General features: G+C 57.9%; 10 protein-coding genes and 12 pseudogenes. 9 read left to right on the forward strand and 13 right to left on the reverse strand.

Annotation, left to right across the window (positions count from 1 at the left end; genetic code table 11):
- Nucleotides 1–338: 338 nt before the first annotated feature.
- From BA011_RS35185 to BA011_RS35195, 3 genes and pseudogenes are all read right to left on the reverse strand, one after another.
- Nucleotides 339–1,090 (reverse strand): annotated as a pseudogene (locus tag BA011_RS35185) (IS6-like element ISRle7 family transposase).
- 56 nt (nt 1,091–1,146) lie between these two features.
- Nucleotides 1,147–1,548: pseudogene (locus tag BA011_RS35190) on the reverse strand (phosphopantetheine-binding protein); the annotation flags it as partial.
- Nucleotides 1,549–1,777: 229 nt separating this feature from the next.
- Nucleotides 1,778–2,371, reverse strand: coding sequence for a TlpA disulfide reductase family protein (locus BA011_RS35195; protein WP_237352848.1), 594 nt, complete (start codon nt 2,369–2,371; stop codon nt 1,778–1,780).
- Between the two features lie 551 nt (nt 2,372–2,922).
- Here BA011_RS35195 and BA011_RS35200 point away from each other — a divergent pair.
- Nucleotides 2,923–4,446, forward strand: a complete 1,524-nt coding sequence (locus BA011_RS35200) for an ISNCY family transposase (protein ID WP_065279116.1) — start codon at nt 2,923–2,925, stop codon at nt 4,444–4,446.
- Between the two features lie 652 nt (nt 4,447–5,098).
- Here the strand turns inward: BA011_RS35200 and BA011_RS35205 are convergent.
- The 3 genes from BA011_RS35205 to BA011_RS35215 are packed head-to-tail and all read right to left on the reverse strand — an operon-like array spanning nt 5,099 to nt 7,911.
- Complete coding sequence (locus BA011_RS35205) at nt 5,099–6,076, reverse strand: PDR/VanB family oxidoreductase (RefSeq protein WP_064245951.1); 978 nt, start codon at nt 6,074–6,076, stop codon at nt 5,099–5,101.
- Nucleotides 6,077–6,114: 38 nt separating this feature from the next.
- The gene (locus tag BA011_RS35210; RefSeq protein WP_065284253.1) at nt 6,115–6,858 is read right to left on the reverse strand and encodes a GntR family transcriptional regulator; all 744 of its coding nucleotides are present in this window, start codon (nt 6,856–6,858) and stop codon (nt 6,115–6,117) included.
- Nucleotides 6,859–6,861: 3 nt separating this feature from the next.
- A complete protein-coding gene (locus BA011_RS35215; RefSeq protein ID WP_065284254.1) occupies nt 6,862–7,911 on the reverse strand; it encodes an aromatic ring-hydroxylating dioxygenase subunit alpha in 1,050 nt (349 codons plus the stop codon).
- A 276-nt stretch (nt 7,912–8,187) separates the two neighbouring features.
- Here BA011_RS35215 and BA011_RS35220 point away from each other — a divergent pair.
- Nucleotides 8,188–8,763, forward strand: a pseudogene (locus BA011_RS35220) (IS6 family transposase); the annotation flags it as partial.
- Nucleotides 8,764–9,448: 685 nt separating this feature from the next.
- On the opposite strand, the gene BA011_RS35225 reads toward BA011_RS35220, so the two are convergent.
- Both BA011_RS35225 and BA011_RS43270 read right to left on the reverse strand, forming a co-directional pair.
- Nucleotides 9,449–9,655, reverse strand: coding sequence for a cold-shock protein (locus BA011_RS35225; protein WP_063474879.1), 207 nt, complete (start codon nt 9,653–9,655; stop codon nt 9,449–9,451).
- A 242-nt stretch (nt 9,656–9,897) separates the two neighbouring features.
- Nucleotides 9,898–10,603 (reverse strand): annotated as a pseudogene (locus BA011_RS43270) (IS5 family transposase); the annotation flags it as partial.
- Nucleotides 10,604–11,016: 413 nt separating this feature from the next.
- Here BA011_RS43270 and BA011_RS45645 point away from each other — a divergent pair.
- Nucleotides 11,017–11,250 (forward strand): annotated as a pseudogene (locus BA011_RS45645) (IS6 family transposase); the annotation flags it as partial.
- Here BA011_RS45645 and BA011_RS46685 read toward each other — a convergent pair.
- A pseudogene (locus BA011_RS46685) lies at nt 11,236–11,502 on the reverse strand (IS6 family transposase); the annotation flags it as partial. The pseudogenes BA011_RS45645 and BA011_RS46685 sit on opposite strands and share 15 nt — an antisense overlap.
- Before the next feature lie 714 nt (nt 11,503–12,216).
- On the opposite strand from BA011_RS46685, the gene BA011_RS46400 reads away from it, so the two are divergent.
- Nucleotides 12,217–12,417 (forward strand): hypothetical protein, encoded by a 201-nt coding sequence (locus BA011_RS46400; protein ID WP_151343769.1) that lies wholly within the window; start codon nt 12,217–12,219, stop codon nt 12,415–12,417.
- 6 nt (nt 12,418–12,423) lie between these two features.
- Here the strand turns inward: BA011_RS46400 and BA011_RS35245 are convergent.
- Nucleotides 12,424–13,146 (reverse strand): annotated as a pseudogene (locus tag BA011_RS35245) (IS110 family transposase); the annotation flags it as partial.
- Nucleotides 13,145–13,887 (reverse strand): annotated as a pseudogene (locus BA011_RS35250) (IS1595 family transposase); the annotation flags it as partial. The pseudogenes BA011_RS35245 and BA011_RS35250, both read right to left, overlap by 2 nt.
- A gap of 347 nt (nt 13,888–14,234) precedes the next feature.
- Between BA011_RS35250 and BA011_RS45655 the strand changes: the two are divergent.
- Nucleotides 14,235–14,639, forward strand: a pseudogene (locus tag BA011_RS45655) (formyltransferase family protein); the annotation flags it as partial.
- A 45-nt stretch (nt 14,640–14,684) separates the two neighbouring features.
- Here the strand turns inward: BA011_RS45655 and BA011_RS44625 are convergent.
- Nucleotides 14,685–14,891: pseudogene (locus BA011_RS44625) on the reverse strand (IS6 family transposase); the annotation flags it as partial.
- 331 nt (nt 14,892–15,222) lie between these two features.
- Here BA011_RS44625 and trxA point away from each other — a divergent pair.
- A complete protein-coding gene (trxA, locus tag BA011_RS35260) occupies nt 15,223–15,543 on the forward strand; it encodes a thioredoxin (RefSeq protein ID WP_062945460.1) in 321 nt (106 codons plus the stop codon).
- A gap of 44 nt (nt 15,544–15,587) precedes the next feature.
- Here trxA and BA011_RS35265 read toward each other — a convergent pair.
- A pseudogene (locus tag BA011_RS35265) lies at nt 15,588–15,973 on the reverse strand (IS5/IS1182 family transposase); the annotation flags it as partial.
- On the opposite strand from BA011_RS35265, the pseudogene BA011_RS35270 reads away from it, so the two are divergent.
- The 3 genes and pseudogenes from BA011_RS35270 to BA011_RS35280 form a co-directional block, all read left to right on the forward strand.
- Nucleotides 15,946–16,398: pseudogene (locus BA011_RS35270) on the forward strand (nitrilase-related carbon-nitrogen hydrolase); the annotation flags it as partial. The pseudogenes BA011_RS35265 and BA011_RS35270 sit on opposite strands and share 28 nt — an antisense overlap.
- A gap of 15 nt (nt 16,399–16,413) precedes the next feature.
- Complete coding sequence (locus BA011_RS35275; protein WP_065284259.1) at nt 16,414–17,031, forward strand: TraH family protein; 618 nt, start codon at nt 16,414–16,416, stop codon at nt 17,029–17,031.
- Nucleotides 17,032–17,331: 300 nt separating this feature from the next.
- Nucleotides 17,332–18,897 carry a Fic family protein gene (locus BA011_RS35280; protein WP_065284260.1) on the forward strand — a complete coding sequence of 522 codons (1,566 nt, stop codon included), beginning with the start codon at nt 17,332–17,334 and terminating at the stop codon, nt 18,895–18,897.
- The last annotated feature ends 59 nt before the right edge of the window (nt 18,898–18,956 follow it).

The raw sequence follows: 18,956 nt of genomic DNA on the forward strand, positions 1-18,956 counted from the left end.
GAGACAATTTTGTGGACTTGCCAATTCCGCCCTTTCCATAGAATGCGATCTGACGCAGCGCTGCCATGCTTGGCGTTCCTTCATGTGTTCGAAGCAATGCGGTTATACCGCAACGCGGATGCGGAGGCCGTCCCGCTGACTCGCAATAGCTCTCAAGATTCGTGCCAGGCAGGCCGATTGAGCTGACCAATAATTATTTGCTGCGATTCCAGCTATGTGGGCGGAAAATACGGGATTGGGCGAAGACGAATGCATGTCGCGAAGCCGACAAAGGTGACGACGAGGGCCTGTCGCAAACATTTTCGGAGCGCGCGATTATCCCTTGAGCATCTTCAGTTTCATGCTTTGTTAACTTTCTGCAGTCCGAAGAGGCGCGCAAGCAGATCGTTCTGATCGTTGATGGTCCAACTGCCCGAGAGGCCGAAGCCTTTCCTCAGCCACAGCATCGCCTCGAAACCCGCGATGGTTCGCCGCGCCGTGTTGAAAGATTGGAAGCCACCGATTTTTGGCATGTTCTTCTTTACCCGGAAATGGTCACTTTCGATGCCTTGCTGGAGGTGCTTGGTGACATAGTGGACGGGGTCCGGATGTAGAAGCCCATCATCAACCGACGTTTTGATCGTTGACGGGAAGGTGTTGGCCCCGTCCGTCCCGATCTTATTCGGCGACAACAAGGGCTCGTCTTTGAGCATCTTGCGGAAGAACCGTTTGGCGGCGTCGAGATCGCGCTTCGCCGTCAACAGGAAGTCCATCGGATTGCCGTGTTGTCGATGGCCCGATATAGGTATCGCCATTTGCCGCGGATCTTGACATAGGTCTCATCGACGCGAACAGAGCCGCAATGTGGCCGGCGGAACTGACGCAGCCGCTTCTCAATCATCGGCGCGTAGGCCAATACCCACCGATTAATTGTGCTGTGATCGACCACGAAGCCGCGTTCCCCGAACATCTCCTCGATATCCCGATAGCTGAGCGGATAACGAAGGTACCAAGCGACCGCCTGTACAATCAGCCAGGCCTCGAAATGCCTGCCTTTGAAATCATCCTTCGACTGGCGCTTCAGCTTTTCGGCAATGGCATTCAGAATCATCGGTTCGCTCCGCAACTTTCGGAGCGGCAAATTCTCTGCGGATGGTCAACATAGGGTTAAGCGGAAAAATTTGCGACAGGCCCTTCACGGGCTAGCTCGGCCAATGTTGGCTTGGCGAACAGGATCGCCAGCGGCAGCTCCACTGCCAAGGCCTCGGTCAGCCGGACGAGCAGGCGAACCGCCAACAACGAGTGGCCGCCGAGCTCGAAGAAGTTGTCGTGGCGCCCGACCCGCTCGACGCCGAGAAGCTCGGCCCAGATCCCGGCCAGCAGCGTCTCGATCTCGCCCTGCGGCGCCTCGTAGGCCTGACGCGCATAGGCATCGTCGTCGGGGACCGGCAGCGCCTTGCGGTCGAGCTTGCCGTTCATCGTCAGCGGCAGTGCTTCAAGCCGCACGAAGGCCGACGGCACCATGTAGTCCGGCAGCAGGCCACCGAGATGCGCCCGCAACGACACGGCAGTCTCTCCCGATGAGGGGTTGCTCTTCCGCTTCTTTGGCGTTTGCACAAATACGGCTTGGTCGCCACTGTCCTCCTTCCTCTGATGTCAATAACAGTCGTTTAGCCGGCATAACTGACAGCAGCCTGAAGAGCTCGGCATTATTTCCGTCCCGCGCGAAGTTTGCTTGCCGGGCATGGAGGCGCCAGCGTCCACCTCCGTTACTCGTTCAGCAGCAAAGCCGATCATCTCACTTAATCTCTATCGCCGCCGAGATTCGATCACGGAACGCTATCTCCGCAGCATAAGTCTCGCCTTCAGCAATCCGCTCCTTGTCGGCCTTTTTCGCTTTCGCGCTGGTGCGCCAACTGCCGTCAATCACTTTTGGCAGAACGTCCTCGAGTGAGTTCGAATCTTCGATAAAGGCGATGCTACCGTCTCGGTCGACAATGAACGCCTGTGGAACATGGAAAATCAGGCTGGCTTCCAGCCAATGCTTAGCCATTTCGCCTGAGTGTTCGAACGCGATCCGTATGTTCGTATTCGGGAGCCATTTGGTTACCCATGCGTCCACCTGAGCTCGGGCCTCGTCAGCCGTTGCAGCTTCCTCATTTGCTGCGACCCCGATGACCTCAACTCCCATGTCGCTGTATTCCTCCTGCAGCTGCGCCGCGTCGGACAGCGCCGGCCCGCAAGGTCCACAGGTAGTCGAAAAGAACTCAAGGATGTATATCTTGCCGGGCTGGAAGTTGGAAAGCGGATCGCCGCGCAGCCAGTCCTGCACGTCGATCAACGGGGCTGGAGAGCCGCTATTCAAACTAGAGGTCATGTTCTTCTTCTCCACAGTGTTTCCCCCGCTTCGTGCGCCAGGAATGAGCGTGTTAAGGATCAAGTCGAGTTGCTTCGATTTCACAACGCGGCGCGTGTTCCATCTGTTGGACAATAAACGCTGGTGATCTCGTCTTCTGAAATGGCTTCTGCGGGTGCGGGCCGACAGTATCCTTCTTTTGGGAGAGCGCCGATGTCCCCGTCGTGACAGGACGACGCCCACTTGATGCAGATGGAGCAGGAGCGACGACGTTGAGGGTTTACTCGCCGGAGACGCCGAAGATGTCCTCGACCCCCTCGTTCTCAATCGCCGAGCAAGGAGGTCGGACCCCTTGACCATGCGCGGATTCTCAAAATGTGCCATAATTGCCTCATGACGTGTTTGTATATGCATTTGGCGTTTAAACCGTCATGACGCTATATGATCGTTATCCAGACTCGTCAACAGTTAATAAGCTGCCGCGCCAACAAACTTACCGGCTCGCATTGCCTCGCCTGAACTGCTCCCTGAGAATGGGTTATTGCCTCATCTAAATTGCTCCCGACGAATCAACCTCGGGAGCTTTGATGAGGAAGGTAAGCATGGCGACACGTGTGGAATTGGTGGCGGCGATCAGTTGTCGCTATGTGTTAGGCGGGCGGGCCGAGAAGGCGAGGATGTTGGACGAGTTCGTGGCGCTCACGGGCTTTCATCGCAAGCATGCGATGCGACTGCTGCGAGGAGAACGCGAACCGGCGAAGGGTGGTCCTCGGCCAGGGCGCCGGGTTTACGGCGATGACGTGCGGGCGGCGCTCGTCGTTGTTTGGGAGGCGTCGGATCGAATTTGCGGCAAGCGACTACACCCCCTGTTGCCAACACTGATCGAAGCGATGGAACGTCATGGACATGGCGATATGAATAGCGAGACGCGCCGGCAACTCTTGACGATGAGCCCAGCGACGATTGATCGAGTCCTCAAGGAGATTAAAGCGAGCGCCACGGGTCCGCGGCGCCGGAAAGGATCAACGGCGATTCGGCGTAGTGTTCCCGTTCGAACGTTCTCGGATTGGGATGACCCCGCACCCGGCTTTGTCGAGGCTGATCTCGTTTCTCATTCCGGCCCGTACGCGAGAGGTGCCTTCTCGCAAACGCTGGTGTTGACCGATATAGCCACGGGCTGGACGGAATGCGCGCCGCTGCTGGTTCGCGAGCAAACGGTACTGATCACTGCGTTGACCGAACTGCGCAAGTTGCTGCCGTTCCCGCTGCTGGGCTTCGACACCGACAACGACAGTGTGTTCATGAACGAGAGCGTTCATGAGTATTGCTTGCGAGATAATATCGAACTCACCCGTTGCCGCCCCTACCGAAAGAACGACCAGGCATTTGTCGAGCAGAAGAATGGCGCGATCGTGCGCAAGATCGTTGGATACCGACGCTTCGAGGGGCTGCGAGCCACCCGGGAGCTGGCCAAGCTTTATTCCTCAATGCGGTTGTTCGTGAATTTCTTTCAGCCATCATTCAAGCTGAAAGAAAAGCACCGTGACGGAGCCAAGGTGATCAAGCGCTATCATCGTCCCGCCACGCCTTATCAGCGGCTGCTTGACGACGCACGCACGCCGGAGGATACATGCCTTCGGCTCAAGGCGATGTACCTGACGCTCGATCCGGTTCGGCTGCTCCGCGACATACGGCTGGCACAAGAGAGATTGGTCGAAATTGCTGACAAGCCTGATGGTCCGCCTGCCACCGACGGCGAGGCATTACCGCTCGAAGACTTTCTGTCTGGCTTACGGATTGCTTGGCGTGGTGGTGAAGTGAAACCGACTGCCCGCTCCAAGCCAGCGGCCAAGCGAGAGCGGCGGAGGCCCGATCCTCTACTCGCCGTCACTGCCGAACTCGAGGATTGGTTCGAGGCGGAGCCTTGGCGAACTTCGCGAGAGTTGCTTGAACGCTTGCAGGTCAAATACCCCGGCGTGTATCCCGACGGCCTCATTCGGACCGTGCAGCGTCGAATGAAGATCTGGCGCAGTACACAGGCCAATGCGCTGGTGTTCGGGCCATTCGCCGATGCCGCGCGGCAGACGCAAAACGTAGAGGTCGTGCAGTGAGGCTCTTACCGCCAGGTTGGCCTTCGACAACCCGCGGAAAACATGATGAACGCCCGCGAAGCCGCCCGCTCGCTACAGCGCTATTGAGGGCGCGCTCGCGAGCGGCTTCGCTACCTCCGTCACCTTGCACCAGGTGCGGGGACAAGATCGTAACAACCCGTGAGGCATTCGAGAACATCCGAGTGAGGCAACGGCATTATTCTCCGGGAACACTCTTGGGTGAGGCAATACGAATCTCACCTTGTTTGCCGCTACGCATTCAGGAAGCCGAACTCGACTACCTCACCCATTCTCGTGCGGCCGAGACGGTGCTGGCGGAAAACTACGTGGGCCTGCTATTGAGCGGCCGCGACTGCGTCCGCACGTCTTGGGTTGCCTCCGGATCCTCATTGTTTTCCGCCAACTGAGCCCGGATTGAAGTTTGCCGCACCCTCCCGCAGATATGCAAAAAACAAATCTGCAAGAAGGGACCGCCCGTCTGACGTAGAAAGACATAGCATATGAAATCACGTCTTTCGGACGGCGAGTACCCTTGAAATCGATCGTGATCGGGGAAATCAACCGCCTGCGATCTTCAACGTTGATTGATGCCATGATCAATCAGGCCGCAAACGGTCCGAAAAGCCTGCGACAGAACCCAATTTAAGCTCAATCAAAGTGGTGCGCTTTGATATCCAGTATCGATCGAGATCGTGCCGCCCGGCGCCCTCGAAACGCAAGCGCACATTCTGACATTTTGTGCCCGCTCGGTTGGAGAGAAGAACACGTCGCGATGGTCAATCGTCGCCTCATGATCAAGGACGCCGACGGCGCAGAGGCCACATTCGCCGCGCTGGCAGTCATAGACCATGTCGACGCCGGATTGCAGAAGCGCCTCGAGCATACTCTGGTCTGGGCGCACCTCGACGGTCTTTCGCAGGGCCGGGATTTCCACCCAGAACGCGCTTTCGCCATAGTGGCCGCTGTCTCCGAATACCTCGAAGCGGAGCCTGCTCATCGGCCGCCCCGCCCGCTGCCATGCAGCCTTCGACGCATTCAACAGGCCGATCGGGCCGCAAACATAGCTTTCGGCGTCCAAGGGCAGGCGGGAAAATTCCGCATCGAGATCGAAACTGCGCCCTTCTTCCTCGACAAACAGTTCCAGATCGCCACCGAGCAATGTTTCCAGCTCATCACGGAACGCCAGCTGCGCCTGGCTCCTGCCGCCATAGATCATCCGCACGCTCTGGCCGCCGCTGATGAGCGCGGGTGCCATGCCGAAGATCGGCGTGACGCCGATCCCGCCGGCGATCAGCAGATAGTGGGAGGCTCGCCAGGACAACTCAAAACGGTTCTCCGGCGTGGTCATCTCCGTCACGTCGCCGGGGTTCAACGACCACACCCATGCCGAGCCTCCCCGGCTGTTGGGGTGCAGTTTCACGGCAATCTTCAGCGTGCCCGGCGCGCTGGGCAGGACCGTGTAGGTCCGTATTGCCGGCGCATCGTGGATCATGACGCGGATATTGGTGTGCGAGCCCGGATCGAAAGCCGACAGCGGCCCATTCACCGCGAAGGTCACGGCGCGCACGTCCTCGGTCGGATGGGCGATGTCGATGACGCGGGCCTGCCGCCATTCCTGCCTCGAACGCATGTATTCCTCCATTGATCGGGCCGAACCCGAAGATGCAGTCAACCGGCCATCAGAGCGAGTGCCGCGACCCGGTGGCGCAATTGGGATGTGTCGAACAGCACAATATCGAGATTCTGGCGGGCCAGCCGCGCGTGTTCCCGCGCAAGCGCCTCGGCGCGCGCGCCTTCGCGTCCCTCGATCGCCGACAGGATGGCCTTGTGCTGAACCTGGCCGAGCAGCAATGACTGGCGAAAGGCGGGAATGTCGACCTGATCGTTGACGAAGGCATTGGGGCTCGCGAAAGGCAGCCCGGTGACACGTGCGATCTCCCGCCTGATGATATCGCTGCCGCTCAGCGCGGCGAGCGTCGCATGAAAATCGCCGTTCAATTCCTCATAGCGGCCAAAATCCAGGTTTTCCGGGCCCGGCGCGACCACTGCATCGAGTGCCGCCACGACACCCGCGAGTTGGCGAAGTCCCGCGGATGGCGCGCCACGTTCCGCCGCAAGACGGGCTGCGGTGCCTTCGAGAACGCCACGCAACTCGATTGCGTCGATTACGTCGTTCCGGCTGAAGCGGCGAACCGCAAAGCCGCCGGATGCGATCGCCTCGACAAGCCCTTCCTGTTCGAGCCGCTGCAGCGCCGTTCGAAGCGGGGTGCGCGAAACGTCGAGCCGCGTCGAAAGCGCCACCTCCGAGAGGCGCTCGCCCGCCTCGACCTCGCCCTTCAGCACTATGTCCCGCAACCCTTGCAACGCCTTGAGCGTTTGCTGCCGAGGGCCAGTATCGATAGCATCGGCCATGATCTACTCCGCGGCCGCGCGCGTGGGCTGAGACTCCGCGTCAATCATCCGGTCGATCAGCTTGCGCGCCCACATCGAGCCCGCATCGATGTTGAGATTGTAGAAGACGTGGTCGGAATTGGTCTCGATAGCCCTTTGCTGGGCTTCGAGCACGGCTTCGTCCTCGCTGAACACGCCGGCGACTCCTTCTCGCAATTCATGGGTGCGCGCCTGATTACGAATGTCGTAGTTACGGGCGAACGCCCAGAAATAAAGACAGGTCCGGTCCGTCGCGGGCGTTATCGTATTGAGCACATAGCCGTTGACGCCCCGGGAGCGATCACCTTGCGGCGCCCCTGTGCCCGCCGCCGCGACCCCGACGTCGATGGCTATGGTGCAGGGCGCTTCGAAGCGAATGATCTGCCAGCGATCGACCTTGCCCGGTTTTCCATATTGCTTCTTCCAGAAGGGCGGCGGATCGATCCTTTCCATCCATCGCGTCACCACGGCAAATTTTTCGTTGTGGGTAGCAACAAACGGCGCTTCCGCGACCGCCCTGTCACCGATCGAGGTGCCATGCACGAAGGTCTCGTGGGTCAGATCCATGAGATTGTCCACGACCAGCCTGTAGTCGCAATTCACTTCGATCAGCTTTCCGTCGGCTACCCAATCGGGATCGTCGTTCCAGTGAAGGTCGGGAATGAGCGCAGGGTCGGCAAGCGCCGGATCGCCCGGCCAGATCCAGATGAAGCGGTGCTTCTCCGCGATCGGGTAGGATTTCACGCAGGCCGACGGATTGATGGTGTGCTGCGACGGCATGTATACACAGCGGCCCGTATCGTCGAATTCCAGGCCGTGATAGCCGCAGATCACCTTGTCGCCCTCGAGCCGGCCGAGCGACAGCGGCACCAGACGGTGCCAACATGCATCCGCTAATGCCGCCGCAGTGCCATCCTCCTTGCGATACAGGACGATCGGCTTGTTGCAGATGCGCCGCGCGAGCAGGACGCGCCTGACTTCGACGTCATGGGCAGCGGCGTACCAGGCGTTGAGCGGAAAAGTCGACCTCTCCATGAACCATCCTCCTCTTTTGAGAAAAAGACCATAATGTATACATTGCGTCAAGCGAGTAGCAGAAAAATGAACCAATTGTCTTAGAACGCGCTTAGAAGCGGCTGTATCCGTATACATCGCCGCTGATCGGGCAACATCAGAGATGGCGCGAATGTATGTGACTGATTTCAAGTGCGGCGAGTCGAGCATCCGTCCGTTGAATTCGATAACGTCAGCGCCGTGGGTGGTGATGTCAGATTAACTTTCCTTGAAGGCGTTCGCTATTAGCTCGGCGCCATGAACCTGAATCCTGTCAGCTACAAACGGCATCGCTTTCCGCCCTCTTTGATCGCCCATGCGGTCTGGCTCTACACCCGATTTCCGCTGAGCCTGCGACGGGTCGAAGAAATGCTGCTGGAGCGCGGCATCGTGGTTTCCTATGAGACGATCCGGTGTTGGGCGAGGAAGTTCGGCCCGGATTATGCGCGCCGCTTGCGGCGGAAGGCGCCAAGCCCAGATGATGTGTGGCATCTGGACGAGGTGGTCGTGACGATCGGCGGACGCAAACACTGGCTCTGGCGCGCCGTCAATCAGGACGGCTACGTTCTCGACGAGATCGTCCAGACCCGCCGCAACACCAAGGCTGCCAAGCGTCTGCTAACGCGGTTGATGAAGAAGCAGGGATGTCTGCCGAAGCGGATCGTCACCGACAAGCTTCGCTCTTATGGCGCAGCACGGCGGCATGTGATGCCCACCGTCGAGCATCGATCACACAAGGGGCTGAACAACCGCGCCGAAAACTCGCATCTTCCTCTGCGGAAACGGGAGCGGATCATGCAGCGATTTCGCTCGCCGGGTTCGCTGCAACGTTTCGCCACGAGCAACTTCTGACATTGCCCATGTACCCACATCTTCATCAGCCGTCGGTTAACTCTACGGTGCGCACGGAAGAGATTCTTAAGCTTTGTGTTGGCGCCGCTTCCAATCTTTATGAGGTGCCTCGCCTCATCATCGATTGGAGATAGTAATTCTGAAGCTGATATCCGCACAGTGGGCTGTCGTGAAGCTAGGCCCGACGCCGAACGCGGGGTTCTTCTCCCGGCCGAGCAGTGAGAATCAAGGCGCACGAACGCATTACAAGTCGCGCGCAGATCTTATCAGCCGATTGGAGTTAACAATTCGTGTCTCCTTTGGAAGATCCGAATAGGCGCCGCCGCGAAGGCCGGGAGGTCGATTACATCGCCTGGAGCACGGGAGACGGACGTACTCAAACGAAAAAACCCGGTGCGGGAGGAGGTGCACCGGGCTCTTGATTGTGACCGACAGCTGGGAGGAGGAGCGCTGCCCGTCTGATCGTCGCGGCTCGGGAGGAGGTGAACCGCGTCGATATCAGGAGGGTAATGTTGCATTGCACCAATGTCAACATTCCCTATGTTGCATCGCAGCACTTTCAGTGCCCTAGCAGCGCCGCGAGAGCGCGAGCTTTCCGCGCGCCGCCGAAGCTGAGAAAGGCCGATCGAAACCGGTCGCTCTCAATATTGTTTTTCCGTGGAGCAAATTAGGCCTGGAGATTGTCCGCCGACATCTTGCCGGACTTACGGTCCTTGACCAGCTCATAGGTAATCTTCTGGCCGTCGTTCAAACCGCGGATGCCGGCCCGTTCAACCGCGGAAACGTGAACGAACACATCCGGGCTACCGTCGTCCGGCTGGATAAAGCCGAAGCCTTTTGTTGAATTGAACCATTTTACTGTACCAGTCGCCATCGCGAGCTCTCCAAATTATGCCGTCAGACCTCTCTGGCGGAATTGCATCGTATCGTTTGCGATACGCCGGAGGAAAATAGGAGGTTTGCCGGCGAGTGCAAGTCTGTCGATTGCCGCTAACACGTTCTGCTGCCGTAGATCGACATCTCTGGTGATCTGTTCCGGATGTTCGCTAGGTGGTGTGACGGTGCACTGTTGCATGGATCAGACTTTGGACGAGGCAACCCTATCCACTGCATTTTTCATGCAACGCGCTCGAACTTGGGCCGGCCAAATTCTGTCATCCTGTTAAGAACACGGACGCCAATCTTCGCTTCAGTCTTCTGATTGTCAAAATGTCGGGCTTTGAGTTTGGGCCCGGTCACAGCCTTCCATCGACCCATCTGGGTCTCAGCGCGACTGCGCTTGTTGTAGCCGGTGGATTTCTGCCATGCCATCCGCCCTTTGGTCTGGATTTCTGCAATATGGCGATCGCGGACAGATGGAACCGGCACCGATTGAGGGCTGGCAACGGCCGTCTTGGGAGGTGGGATAATGACCTCCACGATCTCACCAAAGCGTGTCGCCAGAAGATCTCGGCTTGGCGTTCCATCATAGGCGCCGTCGGCAATGAACTTCTCGACGGGGCCACCGATCTGGTCCAGAAGTCCTGGTAACGCTGTCGGATCGCCGACATCATCCACGTCAGATCGGACAAACAATCTCACCACTGACAAGATTGAGACCAAGGTGCAGTTTGCGCCATCTTTTGCGTTTGGCCTTGGTTTTGTGCTTGTTTTCCAGCCACTCGCCCTCGCCGAAGACCTTCAAGCCGGTGCTGTCGACAACCAGATGGACCGGACCTGATGTTGTGGCTCGGGACTTTGTCGACGGCAACGCCAGCCCTTTGCTCCGGCGAGACAGGGTGGAGACGTCAGGCACGGCAATATCGAACCCCATCAGCGCCGCTGTCATTGCTCACATTAGCGGTAAGAACCGCTCAGCCGAGCTTTGGCGCCTGGAGGAAAACGACGCAGTCGTGAAGCGCTCTTAAGCGTGCGTCCTGCTGATAACTCTGAATTCGGCATAAGATGCCCGAGAGCATTGCGCCGCGGCCGAGAACATCGGCATCCGGTGTGAAGATGCGATGGTCTGGCATTGCGGCGATGGTTGTTTTGATCTACCCAATTGCTGCCTTTGTCCTTGGATTCCTGGGATCCGGAACGCCGATGGTATACATCAACCCCTGGATCGCGCCGGTTGAGTGCTTGACCTGACGTATGGCCAAGAGATCCGCCACCACGTCGGGGGATCTGCCCTGCATTCCATCGGGTACTGTCACATTGATTGAGCTGTAAGGAAATTGAGATAGCAGCGCACCCATGACCGTGAGTGCACCGACCGACAAGAACCACCGCTATCCGATCGAAATCGTAGCCCGTGCTGTCTGGCTCTACTTTCGCTTTCATCTGAGCCTGCGCGATGTCGAGGAAATGCTGCTCGATCGCGGGATCGTCGTTTCCTGCGAGACCATCCGCCGATGGTGCCGAAAGCATGGCCTTGATTATGCGCGCCGCATACGCCGCAAGGCGCCGACGAAAGGCGATGTCTGGCACACCTTCATCGAGATGCCTTGGTCGCCGAGCTTGCCGGCCGATCGCTTCCGGATATTATTGGCGAAATGCCTGCCGAACTTCTCCGCCCTGCCGCACGGTCTGGTGAGAGACGATGACTCCACGAGCTGCCAGCATATCCTCGACCATCCGCAGGCTGAGCGGAAACCGGAAATAGAGCCAAACCGCGTGGGCAATCACCTGCGACGGAAATCGGTGGCGACGATAAAGAGGATCACGGGAAAATCTGGGCATGCGGCCAGATCCCACATTTTGATCGATGCCCGGTTAACGTTACGGGGCCCTCCAGACTCCGTAACCATCCAATTCCTCCAGCACATAGCCGATCCGGGCTGCTGAAACTGAAGCAAACAATCGTTTTCGCGGCTGAACCGCACTGCCATCCGACAAAAGCCGAGTTGGCTAAAGCTTTACGTGCATAAGCTACCTATCATATTCCCTGGCGAGCAGAAATGGACGGACCGATAATTTTCAGGATGCGGCGATAACGACAATTGCGTCCCATTCATATATCTAAATGAGCAGTGGTTAATTCCGAAGGAAGTTCGGAAATTCCAAAATACGCACCTGCCGGTGCAATGTAGTTTCGAGGCGCCGGCAACGTAAAACGACACTTATTCAAAACAAAACATGCAAACATAGGAGGATAGGTCGTGATCTATCGGAGGAACATTCGTGCGTGCTTTGCGCAAGCGTTGGCTTGCAATAGGAATCATTCTGCGTGCACGCGCTCAGGCGCCGGGAAGAATTCCACCGCCTATTGTGCAGATTCATGCGAGACGCTCCTGATGCCGGACATCGGCAAATAATGGCGCGCGAGGGGTTGCGCGCAGCCGAGGCCCTCTGTGTCGATGCGTAATGGCTCGAGGCTTGCATGCAACCCCTACCATATCCACCCATTGTCGAAATTGATGACGCTGCCTTTCATATGGCAGAGCGGAGGCTAAGATGACCACGGCATGTGATGAGAAATATATCGAATTGAAGCCCATTTCGAGCTGCAGAAGAGAAGTCGAAGTCGCGATGGTGGAAATGCTCGTCAGTTTGCAGAAACGTGGATGGTCGGCTGCGGAATTGGCACTGGCGCTCGCAGATGCCTCCGAAGAGCTCGTCATGCTGATTGCGACCAAAACGCTTCGACCGAATTAGGTCGTGGTGAGCCAGTGCGACAGCCGCCACTTTGCCTGGTTTTCGCTCCAGCAATTCCGTCGCCCATTGTGTCGAGGCAGCTTTCGACTTGCGACTGAAGCGCAACACCGCAGTTGCCCCAATCACCAGCAGGCGGCGAATGTAGGGATCGCCTTGCCTCGTGATCCTGCCAAGACGCTCCTTGCCGCCGGAAGAACTATGCCGGGGAACAAGACCGATCCATGCCGCCAATTGCCGCCCGGAATGAAAGCTTGAGACATCCGTGATCGTCGCTGCAATCGCACTGGCCGTAACCGACCCGATACCCGGAATTGTCGCCAGGCGTTGGCTAATCGCACTCGAGCGGTGCCATTCGAGTATCTGCCGGTCCATCTCTTCGATCTTCGTGTGAACATGGCGCAGTTGATCGCACAGGGGAGACAAAGCACGTCGCACAATCTCCGGGATCAAGTGGTGATCGGCGTGTTCGATCAGTGCCACTGCATCCTTTACGCCCATCGGCCCAAGCCGGGTCGCGATCCCAAGCTCTGCCAGGTGAGCGCGCAACGCATTGATCAGCATCGTTCTTTGACGAACAAGCAGCTCTCGGGCGCGGTGCAGCATCAGCACTCCTTGCTGCTCCTCGCTCTTGACCGACACAAACCGCATCGTCGGACGTCGAACCGCTTCGCAGATCGCTTCCGCGTCCGCTGCGTCATTCTTCTGCCGTTTGACATAGGGCTCCACGTATGGCAACGAATGCCTTTGCTTCGTCACTCATCAAATGCGCTCGAAGTTCAACTTGTGTTGCAACTGCTCGAACGGCAGCACGCAACGAAAGGCCGGTGACGACAGCCGCACGGGCATCGCCAGCACTTGACCCCGGAGTGATATCTATCGGTCGTTGCACGATCGCCATGACCGGCGTCTTCTCCGTCTTTACCTGTCCCTTGCGGCCCCTTCCCGTCCCTTGCGGCCTCTTCCCGGCGGTGGATCATCGGGATGCTTTCTCGCTCTGCCACCAAGATAGAAATGGTCGACTTCCACCGTGCCGTCGAGCATGTGCTCGCGCGCTACCATGAGGCGCAACGCATGACCAATCCGCCAGGCCGTCGGTTGGCTAACGCCAAGCGTCTCGGCAAGACGGACCGAGGATAAGCCTTTATCCGACTGCAGCAACAGCCACATCGCCTTGAGCCAGGTGCGCAACGGAAGCTTTGTAGCGTGCAGGGGCGTATGTGTTGTCACGGTGAACTGGAAGCGGCAATCACCGCTAGAGCATTGGTAAAGACCCGGCCGCGCGCGGCGCTTGCCCATGTCGCGGCCAGCTATCGCGGTCGAGCGCTTGTAACCACAGGCGGGGCAGACCCTGCCATTCGGCCATACCATGCTTTCCAGCAAGCGACGGCAACGCTCCTCGTCCCGGAACGCGGCGACCATGTCTTCAACCGTCCGAATATTGGAAAGCATCGCCAGCATCATTTCAGACATAATTATCTCCTTCGGAACCGGCCGAAGAATCGCATGGAAGATACCATCTTACAAGGAATTCGCTGTCTTTGGTTGATAAAAGCCGCGTACGTTTTGGAGGACTGTGCTTGCCCCTTATTGGCTGTTGACGATCCAAAAACGACACGATTCCGTCCTGACGGAATAACAATGCCATAGCGATATAAAACCATCAGGATGCAAGTATGACATATCGGACTTCTCCGACGCGCGGGAGTGCCTGCCAACCATGCGATCAGGGCAGGGATCCTGCAGCGCGATCGATCTCCTCCAGTGTCGTTGTTGGAAGTGGTACGCTCGCTATCCGCTGCGCTCAGCTGGCAATTGAGATGGGCCACGTCATTGGTGCGGCCCTGTCCGGCGACGTCATATTCGCAGAGTGGGCGACTCGCGCCAAGATCCCGTGTGTAGGGAGCGTTGAAGAGCTCTCGTCTTTTTTGCAGGCCGAACCGGTAGATTGGATTTTCTCCGTTGCCAATCCGTTCATATTGCCACCAGACGTGTTTGGGCAAGTGCGTCAAGGTGCTTTCAATTACCACGACGGTCCGTTGCGACGATATGCGGGAACGCACGCGACGTCCTGGGCGCTGCTGGCGCAGGAGACCGAATATGCCATCACGTGGCATCGGATCGATGATGGTGTTGATACGGGTGACGTCGTGGTTCAGCTCCAAGTGCTGATTGCGCCGGCCGATACGGCTTTGACCCTGAACCTTAAATGTGATGAAGCCGCGATCGAGGGCTTCCGCGAGCTTTTAACTGGCTTGGCAAAGGGAGAGCTTGCGGCGTATGCGGCGCGCATAATCAAGGCCATGCTTTCGGCACCATCGGCGGATGGTCTCGTAGGAAACGACGATCCCGAAATCGAGCAGCATTTCCTCGACATCGCGCAGGCTCAGATTAAAGCGAAAGTAGAGCCAGACAGCACGGGCTACGATTTCGATCGGATAGCGGTGGTTCTTGTAGGTCGGTGCACTCACGCTCATGGGTGCGCTGCTACCTCAATTTCCCTTACCGCTCAATCAATGTGACAGTACCAGCGCGGCAGCTTATTGACCGTTGACTGTCATGAATAACGAGTCTATACGTCGCGACGGACGAAAAACGTCTTGCATATACAAACCCGTCAGGTGGCAATTATGGCACATTTTGAGAATCCGCGCATGGTCAAGGGATCCGACCGCCTTGTCTCGGCAAACTCCGGCATCACAGGGGCAACGCCCCCTATGTCCAAAATAGCGTCGGGTCGGTAACTGAAAATCCCGCACCGCACCATCACATGTGGTTCAACACCCAATTCCGTTAAAGGAGCAGCCCATGGCTACCGTGAAAGTTGATATCAATAATTTCCAGTCCGAAGTTCTGGAGTCCGCAGAACCCGTCGTCGTCGATTTCTGGGCTGAATGGTGCGGCCCGTGCAAGATGATTGCTCCGAGCCTCGAGGAAATCGCCGTCGAGATGGAAGGCAAGGTCAAGGTGGCCAAGCTGAATATCGATGAGAACCCGGAACTCGCTGCACAGTTCGGCGTGCTCTCCATTCCGACGCTTGCGATCTTCAAGGGCGGCGAAGTTGCCGATATCTCGGTTGGCGTAAAGTCGAAGACGGCCCTTTCGAACTGGATTTCGAACGCTGCCTGAGGCCCTGTCTTTATCGACGGCGTGGAGGCGGACATCGCGGGTGGTCAGCCGAATGGCGTGGCTGCCTTGCGGCGGACGGCTTTCGGGCGTGCGCAAGCAAGCATGCGGTTGAGGACGGCGCAGCCGATGGCCACTTCGGTCTGCTGACCAGGCAGCGACCTGGCCCGCATTTCATCGGGCCGTCACTGTTGATTGCGGCGATATGCCGGTTCCGTTCGCCGGGAGGTCTATCGTCGCTTGGCTCGACCGCGTTGGCGCGAGGCGGAATGACGATAGCCGCCGCCGCGCTATGATCGATGACTGCGTCGTATGTAGGTTTTCCATCATAGGCACCGTCGGCTGTGAACTGTACGATCGGACCGCCAATCTGGTCGAGGAGTGGCGCAACTTGAGAGACATCGAACGCCGACCGTCGAGCAACTTTGGAGGCAAAACCTCTTTGAAAGTGAAGTGGCGGTTGTCGCCGGCGCGACAGTTATCGGCGGTGACGGATATGACAATGTCCTCATCGCGATCGACCGGGACGGCGGCCATATCCTCTACCGTGAGCGTATGCCTGGCTCGATGTGGCAGCCGTGGCGGTCCTGGCTCGGGCAGAGCGGCGGCGCCAGTGCCTATTTCTTCGCCAATCCCGTTGTCGGGATCGGACCGGTCAGACTTACCCCGTTGATCTGCTACGAGCAGCTCATCGTCTGGCCGGTCCTGCAATCCATGCTCTCCGACCCCGAGATGATCGTTGCCGTTGGCAACGGCTGGTGGACGGCCGACACCAACATCGTCGCGATCCAGCGGGCCAGCGCCAGCGCCTGGGCGCGGCTGTTTTCCAAACCGCTTATCCTTTCCTTTAATACGTAAGTTCGGAGCCTCAAGATGCTCGACGCCGCCCTCATTTCGAAGTGTACTGATCCTTCCCTCACCTCGGGTATCGTCGAGCAGTTTGTGGAAGAGGCCGGTTCTCCGGATCCGCTAGCAATTTCTGTCAAGTCGGGCGGCCGGCTGATCCTGGTGCCGAAGCCGACGACCGCGGACGAGGCGATGGAGATCATCCGCCAGAATGTCGGCCAGGCGGTCGTTCGCGCCGGGCTGACACAGATCCCGGTCGGCACCGGCGTGAAGGACGCTTCGGAACTGAAGCCTGATCTCGTTGACGCCTGCGAGAACCTGCGCATGGGAACGAAGCTGTTCGCCAAGGTCATGCGTATCGTCGCGAAGTGGTACGGCAATCCGACAGCAAAGGATGTTCTGCCGCAAATATTCGAGGATGCTGTCTATTCGTGGAAGACCGGCGAATTTGAGGGCGTCCAGGTTTTTCTGGCGCCTGATCCGGACGGCGCGATGAAAATGGATAGAGTTGCGCCCGTTGAGAGAACACCCGTGGCCAATGAGGCTCGAGACGAGCCTGCCGTATCGCCAGATGCCGAGGAAAGCCGTGATGCCCAGTCAGCTGGTATCAGGATCGACCTCTCACGCATTGGTGGGCAAAAGTGAGAGCGGTTTCCCCCGCGGTGAACTGGCTTGTGAGCGCCGCACGGTATCGGCCCCGACCCACCAATATACAAAAACTAGTGCGAACCAGATACGCAATTTTAGTGTGATTCGGATGTGGGAAATTAGTGTGAATGACATACCGAAAACTAGTGCGATTCAAATACACAAAATTAGTGTGAGTAATACGCAGAAAAGTAGTGTAATCCTTATGCGGTAAATTAGTGCATCGCCATCCAGCAGCCATCGACAGGTTTTGTGCTACCGATGTGCATAAAGGTGGAGCGATCACAGGAGGACGGCATGGCGAAACCCAACGAACTGCTCGCAACATCGCTCTCGGAGCTGAGGGGTGTCACCCAGAATGGCACCAGGTCGGTCGTGAAGTCGGACGAGCTCAGCCGCGTCCATAGAGAGCGCTTGCAGGACAACGGCTTTCTCGAAGAGATCATGAAAGGCTGGCTGGCAGTCAATTCGAGGCCTTCCGCCAAGAATAGAATCGATGCCGCGTGGAGTACCGTGTACTGGGAATTTGTAGCCCGATATCTGGATGACCGCTTCCCCAATGAATGGCGCCTCTCCGCGGAAGCATCGGTTGCTCTCTGGTCAGAAAATCACTCCATTCCGCCGCAGGCCATCGTCAGAAGCCCAAAGGCGAACAACCAGCTCGTGAAACTGCCAAGCGACACATCGCTCTATTTGCTGCGTTCGAAAGACAATGAACCGGCGGAGACGAAAGAGCGGTTGCGATTGATGCCGATGGAAGAGGCGGTCTGCAACCTGTCGCCGGAGTCCTGGAAAACATCAGCAACCGACGTCATTGCCGTTATCGGCTCGATCCGTGGAACCAGCTCGCTGCTGCAATATCTTCTTGATGGCGGACGCAGCCATGTGGGTGGCCGTGTCGCGGGAGCTCTGCGCCATCTAGGCAGGGAGCGCGACGCCGACACGATCATGAAAGCCCTGGACGCGGCCGGTTACAATCCCCACGAAGAGAACCCCTTCGATCCTGCGACCGAGCTGGTCAAACTCGATGTGCGGCGTGCTCAGGCTCCCTCCGCCACGCGCATCAAGAACCTCTGGGCGAGGATGAGGAAAGATGCGCTCGACAACATTGGATTCGAGCAACTGCGCATCAATGACCGCGACGGATACATCGCCCAGATCGACGAGCGCTATGTGGCGGACGCGCTGAACTCGCTTTCGATCGAGGGATATGAAGTGTCCGAAGATCTCATTCAGAGGGTCCAGGACGGAGCGTGGAAGCCGGACGAGGACGCACAGGACTACGAGACCAAAAACGCATTGGCCGCCAAGGGATATCGACTGGCTTTCGAGGAAGTGCGCGACGATATCAAGAAAATCCTTGATGGCGCGCCGACCGGCAAACTGCTTGAAGAAAGGCATCAAGACTGGTTTCGCGCGATGTTCAGTCCTTCGGTCACCGCGGGTATCATCAAGGCGCATCAACTCGCCGGCTATCGTTCGCACAACGTCTACCTGCGCGGCTCTTCGCATGTCCCCCTGCCACCGCATGCCATTGCCGATGCAATGGACGCGTTGTTCGAATCCATCGAAGAGGAACCCGATCCGCGCGCGAAAGCCGTCGTCGCTCCGTTCCTGTTCACCTACATCCATCCGTTCCCCGACGGAAACGGCCGAACGGCACGCTTCATCATGAATGCTCTGCTGGCAGAGTGCGGAGTCCCCTGGACCGTCATACCGGTCGCGCGCGGGGACGAGTACATGGACGCCCTGGAACAGGCGAGCCAACTCGAAAACATCGTACCGCTGACGACGTTCGTATCCGAGCTCGTCAATGCGCCCCCTCCGGAGAGAGAGGCGAAGATTGCACGAAAAGCGTCGTAGGACGATTGCACGGTTTTGTCGCAAACTTTTTAAAAGGCCGCAGAAGCGGCCATCGCTGG

This window comes from Rhizobium leguminosarum, assembly GCF_001679785.1.
GTDB lineage: Bacteria > Pseudomonadota > Alphaproteobacteria > Rhizobiales > Rhizobiaceae > Rhizobium > Rhizobium leguminosarum_R.

What these genes read in the sequence shown, in the direction of transcription:
- BA011_RS35200 (WP_065279116.1), top strand. Translation starts at nt 2,923, where the DNA reads ATGAGGAAGGTAAGCATGGCGACACGTGTGGAATTGGTGGCGGCGATC.
- BA011_RS35205 (WP_064245951.1), bottom strand. Translation starts at nt 6,076, where the DNA reads ATGCGTTCGAGGCAGGAATGGCGGCAGGCCCGCGTCATCGACATCGCC.
- BA011_RS35210 (WP_065284253.1), bottom strand. Translation starts at nt 6,858, where the DNA reads ATGGCCGATGCTATCGATACTGGCCCTCGGCAGCAAACGCTCAAGGCG.
- BA011_RS35215 (WP_065284254.1), bottom strand. Translation starts at nt 7,911, where the DNA reads ATGGAGAGGTCGACTTTTCCGCTCAACGCCTGGTACGCCGCTGCCCAT.
- BA011_RS35225 (WP_063474879.1), bottom strand. Translation starts at nt 9,655, where the DNA reads ATGGCGACTGGTACAGTAAAATGGTTCAATTCAACAAAAGGCTTCGGC.
- BA011_RS46400 (WP_151343769.1), top strand. Translation starts at nt 12,217, where the DNA reads ATGACCACGGCATGTGATGAGAAATATATCGAATTGAAGCCCATTTCG.
- trxA (WP_062945460.1), top strand. Translation starts at nt 15,223, where the DNA reads ATGGCTACCGTGAAAGTTGATATCAATAATTTCCAGTCCGAAGTTCTG.
- BA011_RS35275 (WP_065284259.1), top strand. Translation starts at nt 16,414, where the DNA reads ATGCTCGACGCCGCCCTCATTTCGAAGTGTACTGATCCTTCCCTCACC.
- BA011_RS35280 (WP_065284260.1), top strand. Translation starts at nt 17,332, where the DNA reads ATGGCGAAACCCAACGAACTGCTCGCAACATCGCTCTCGGAGCTGAGG.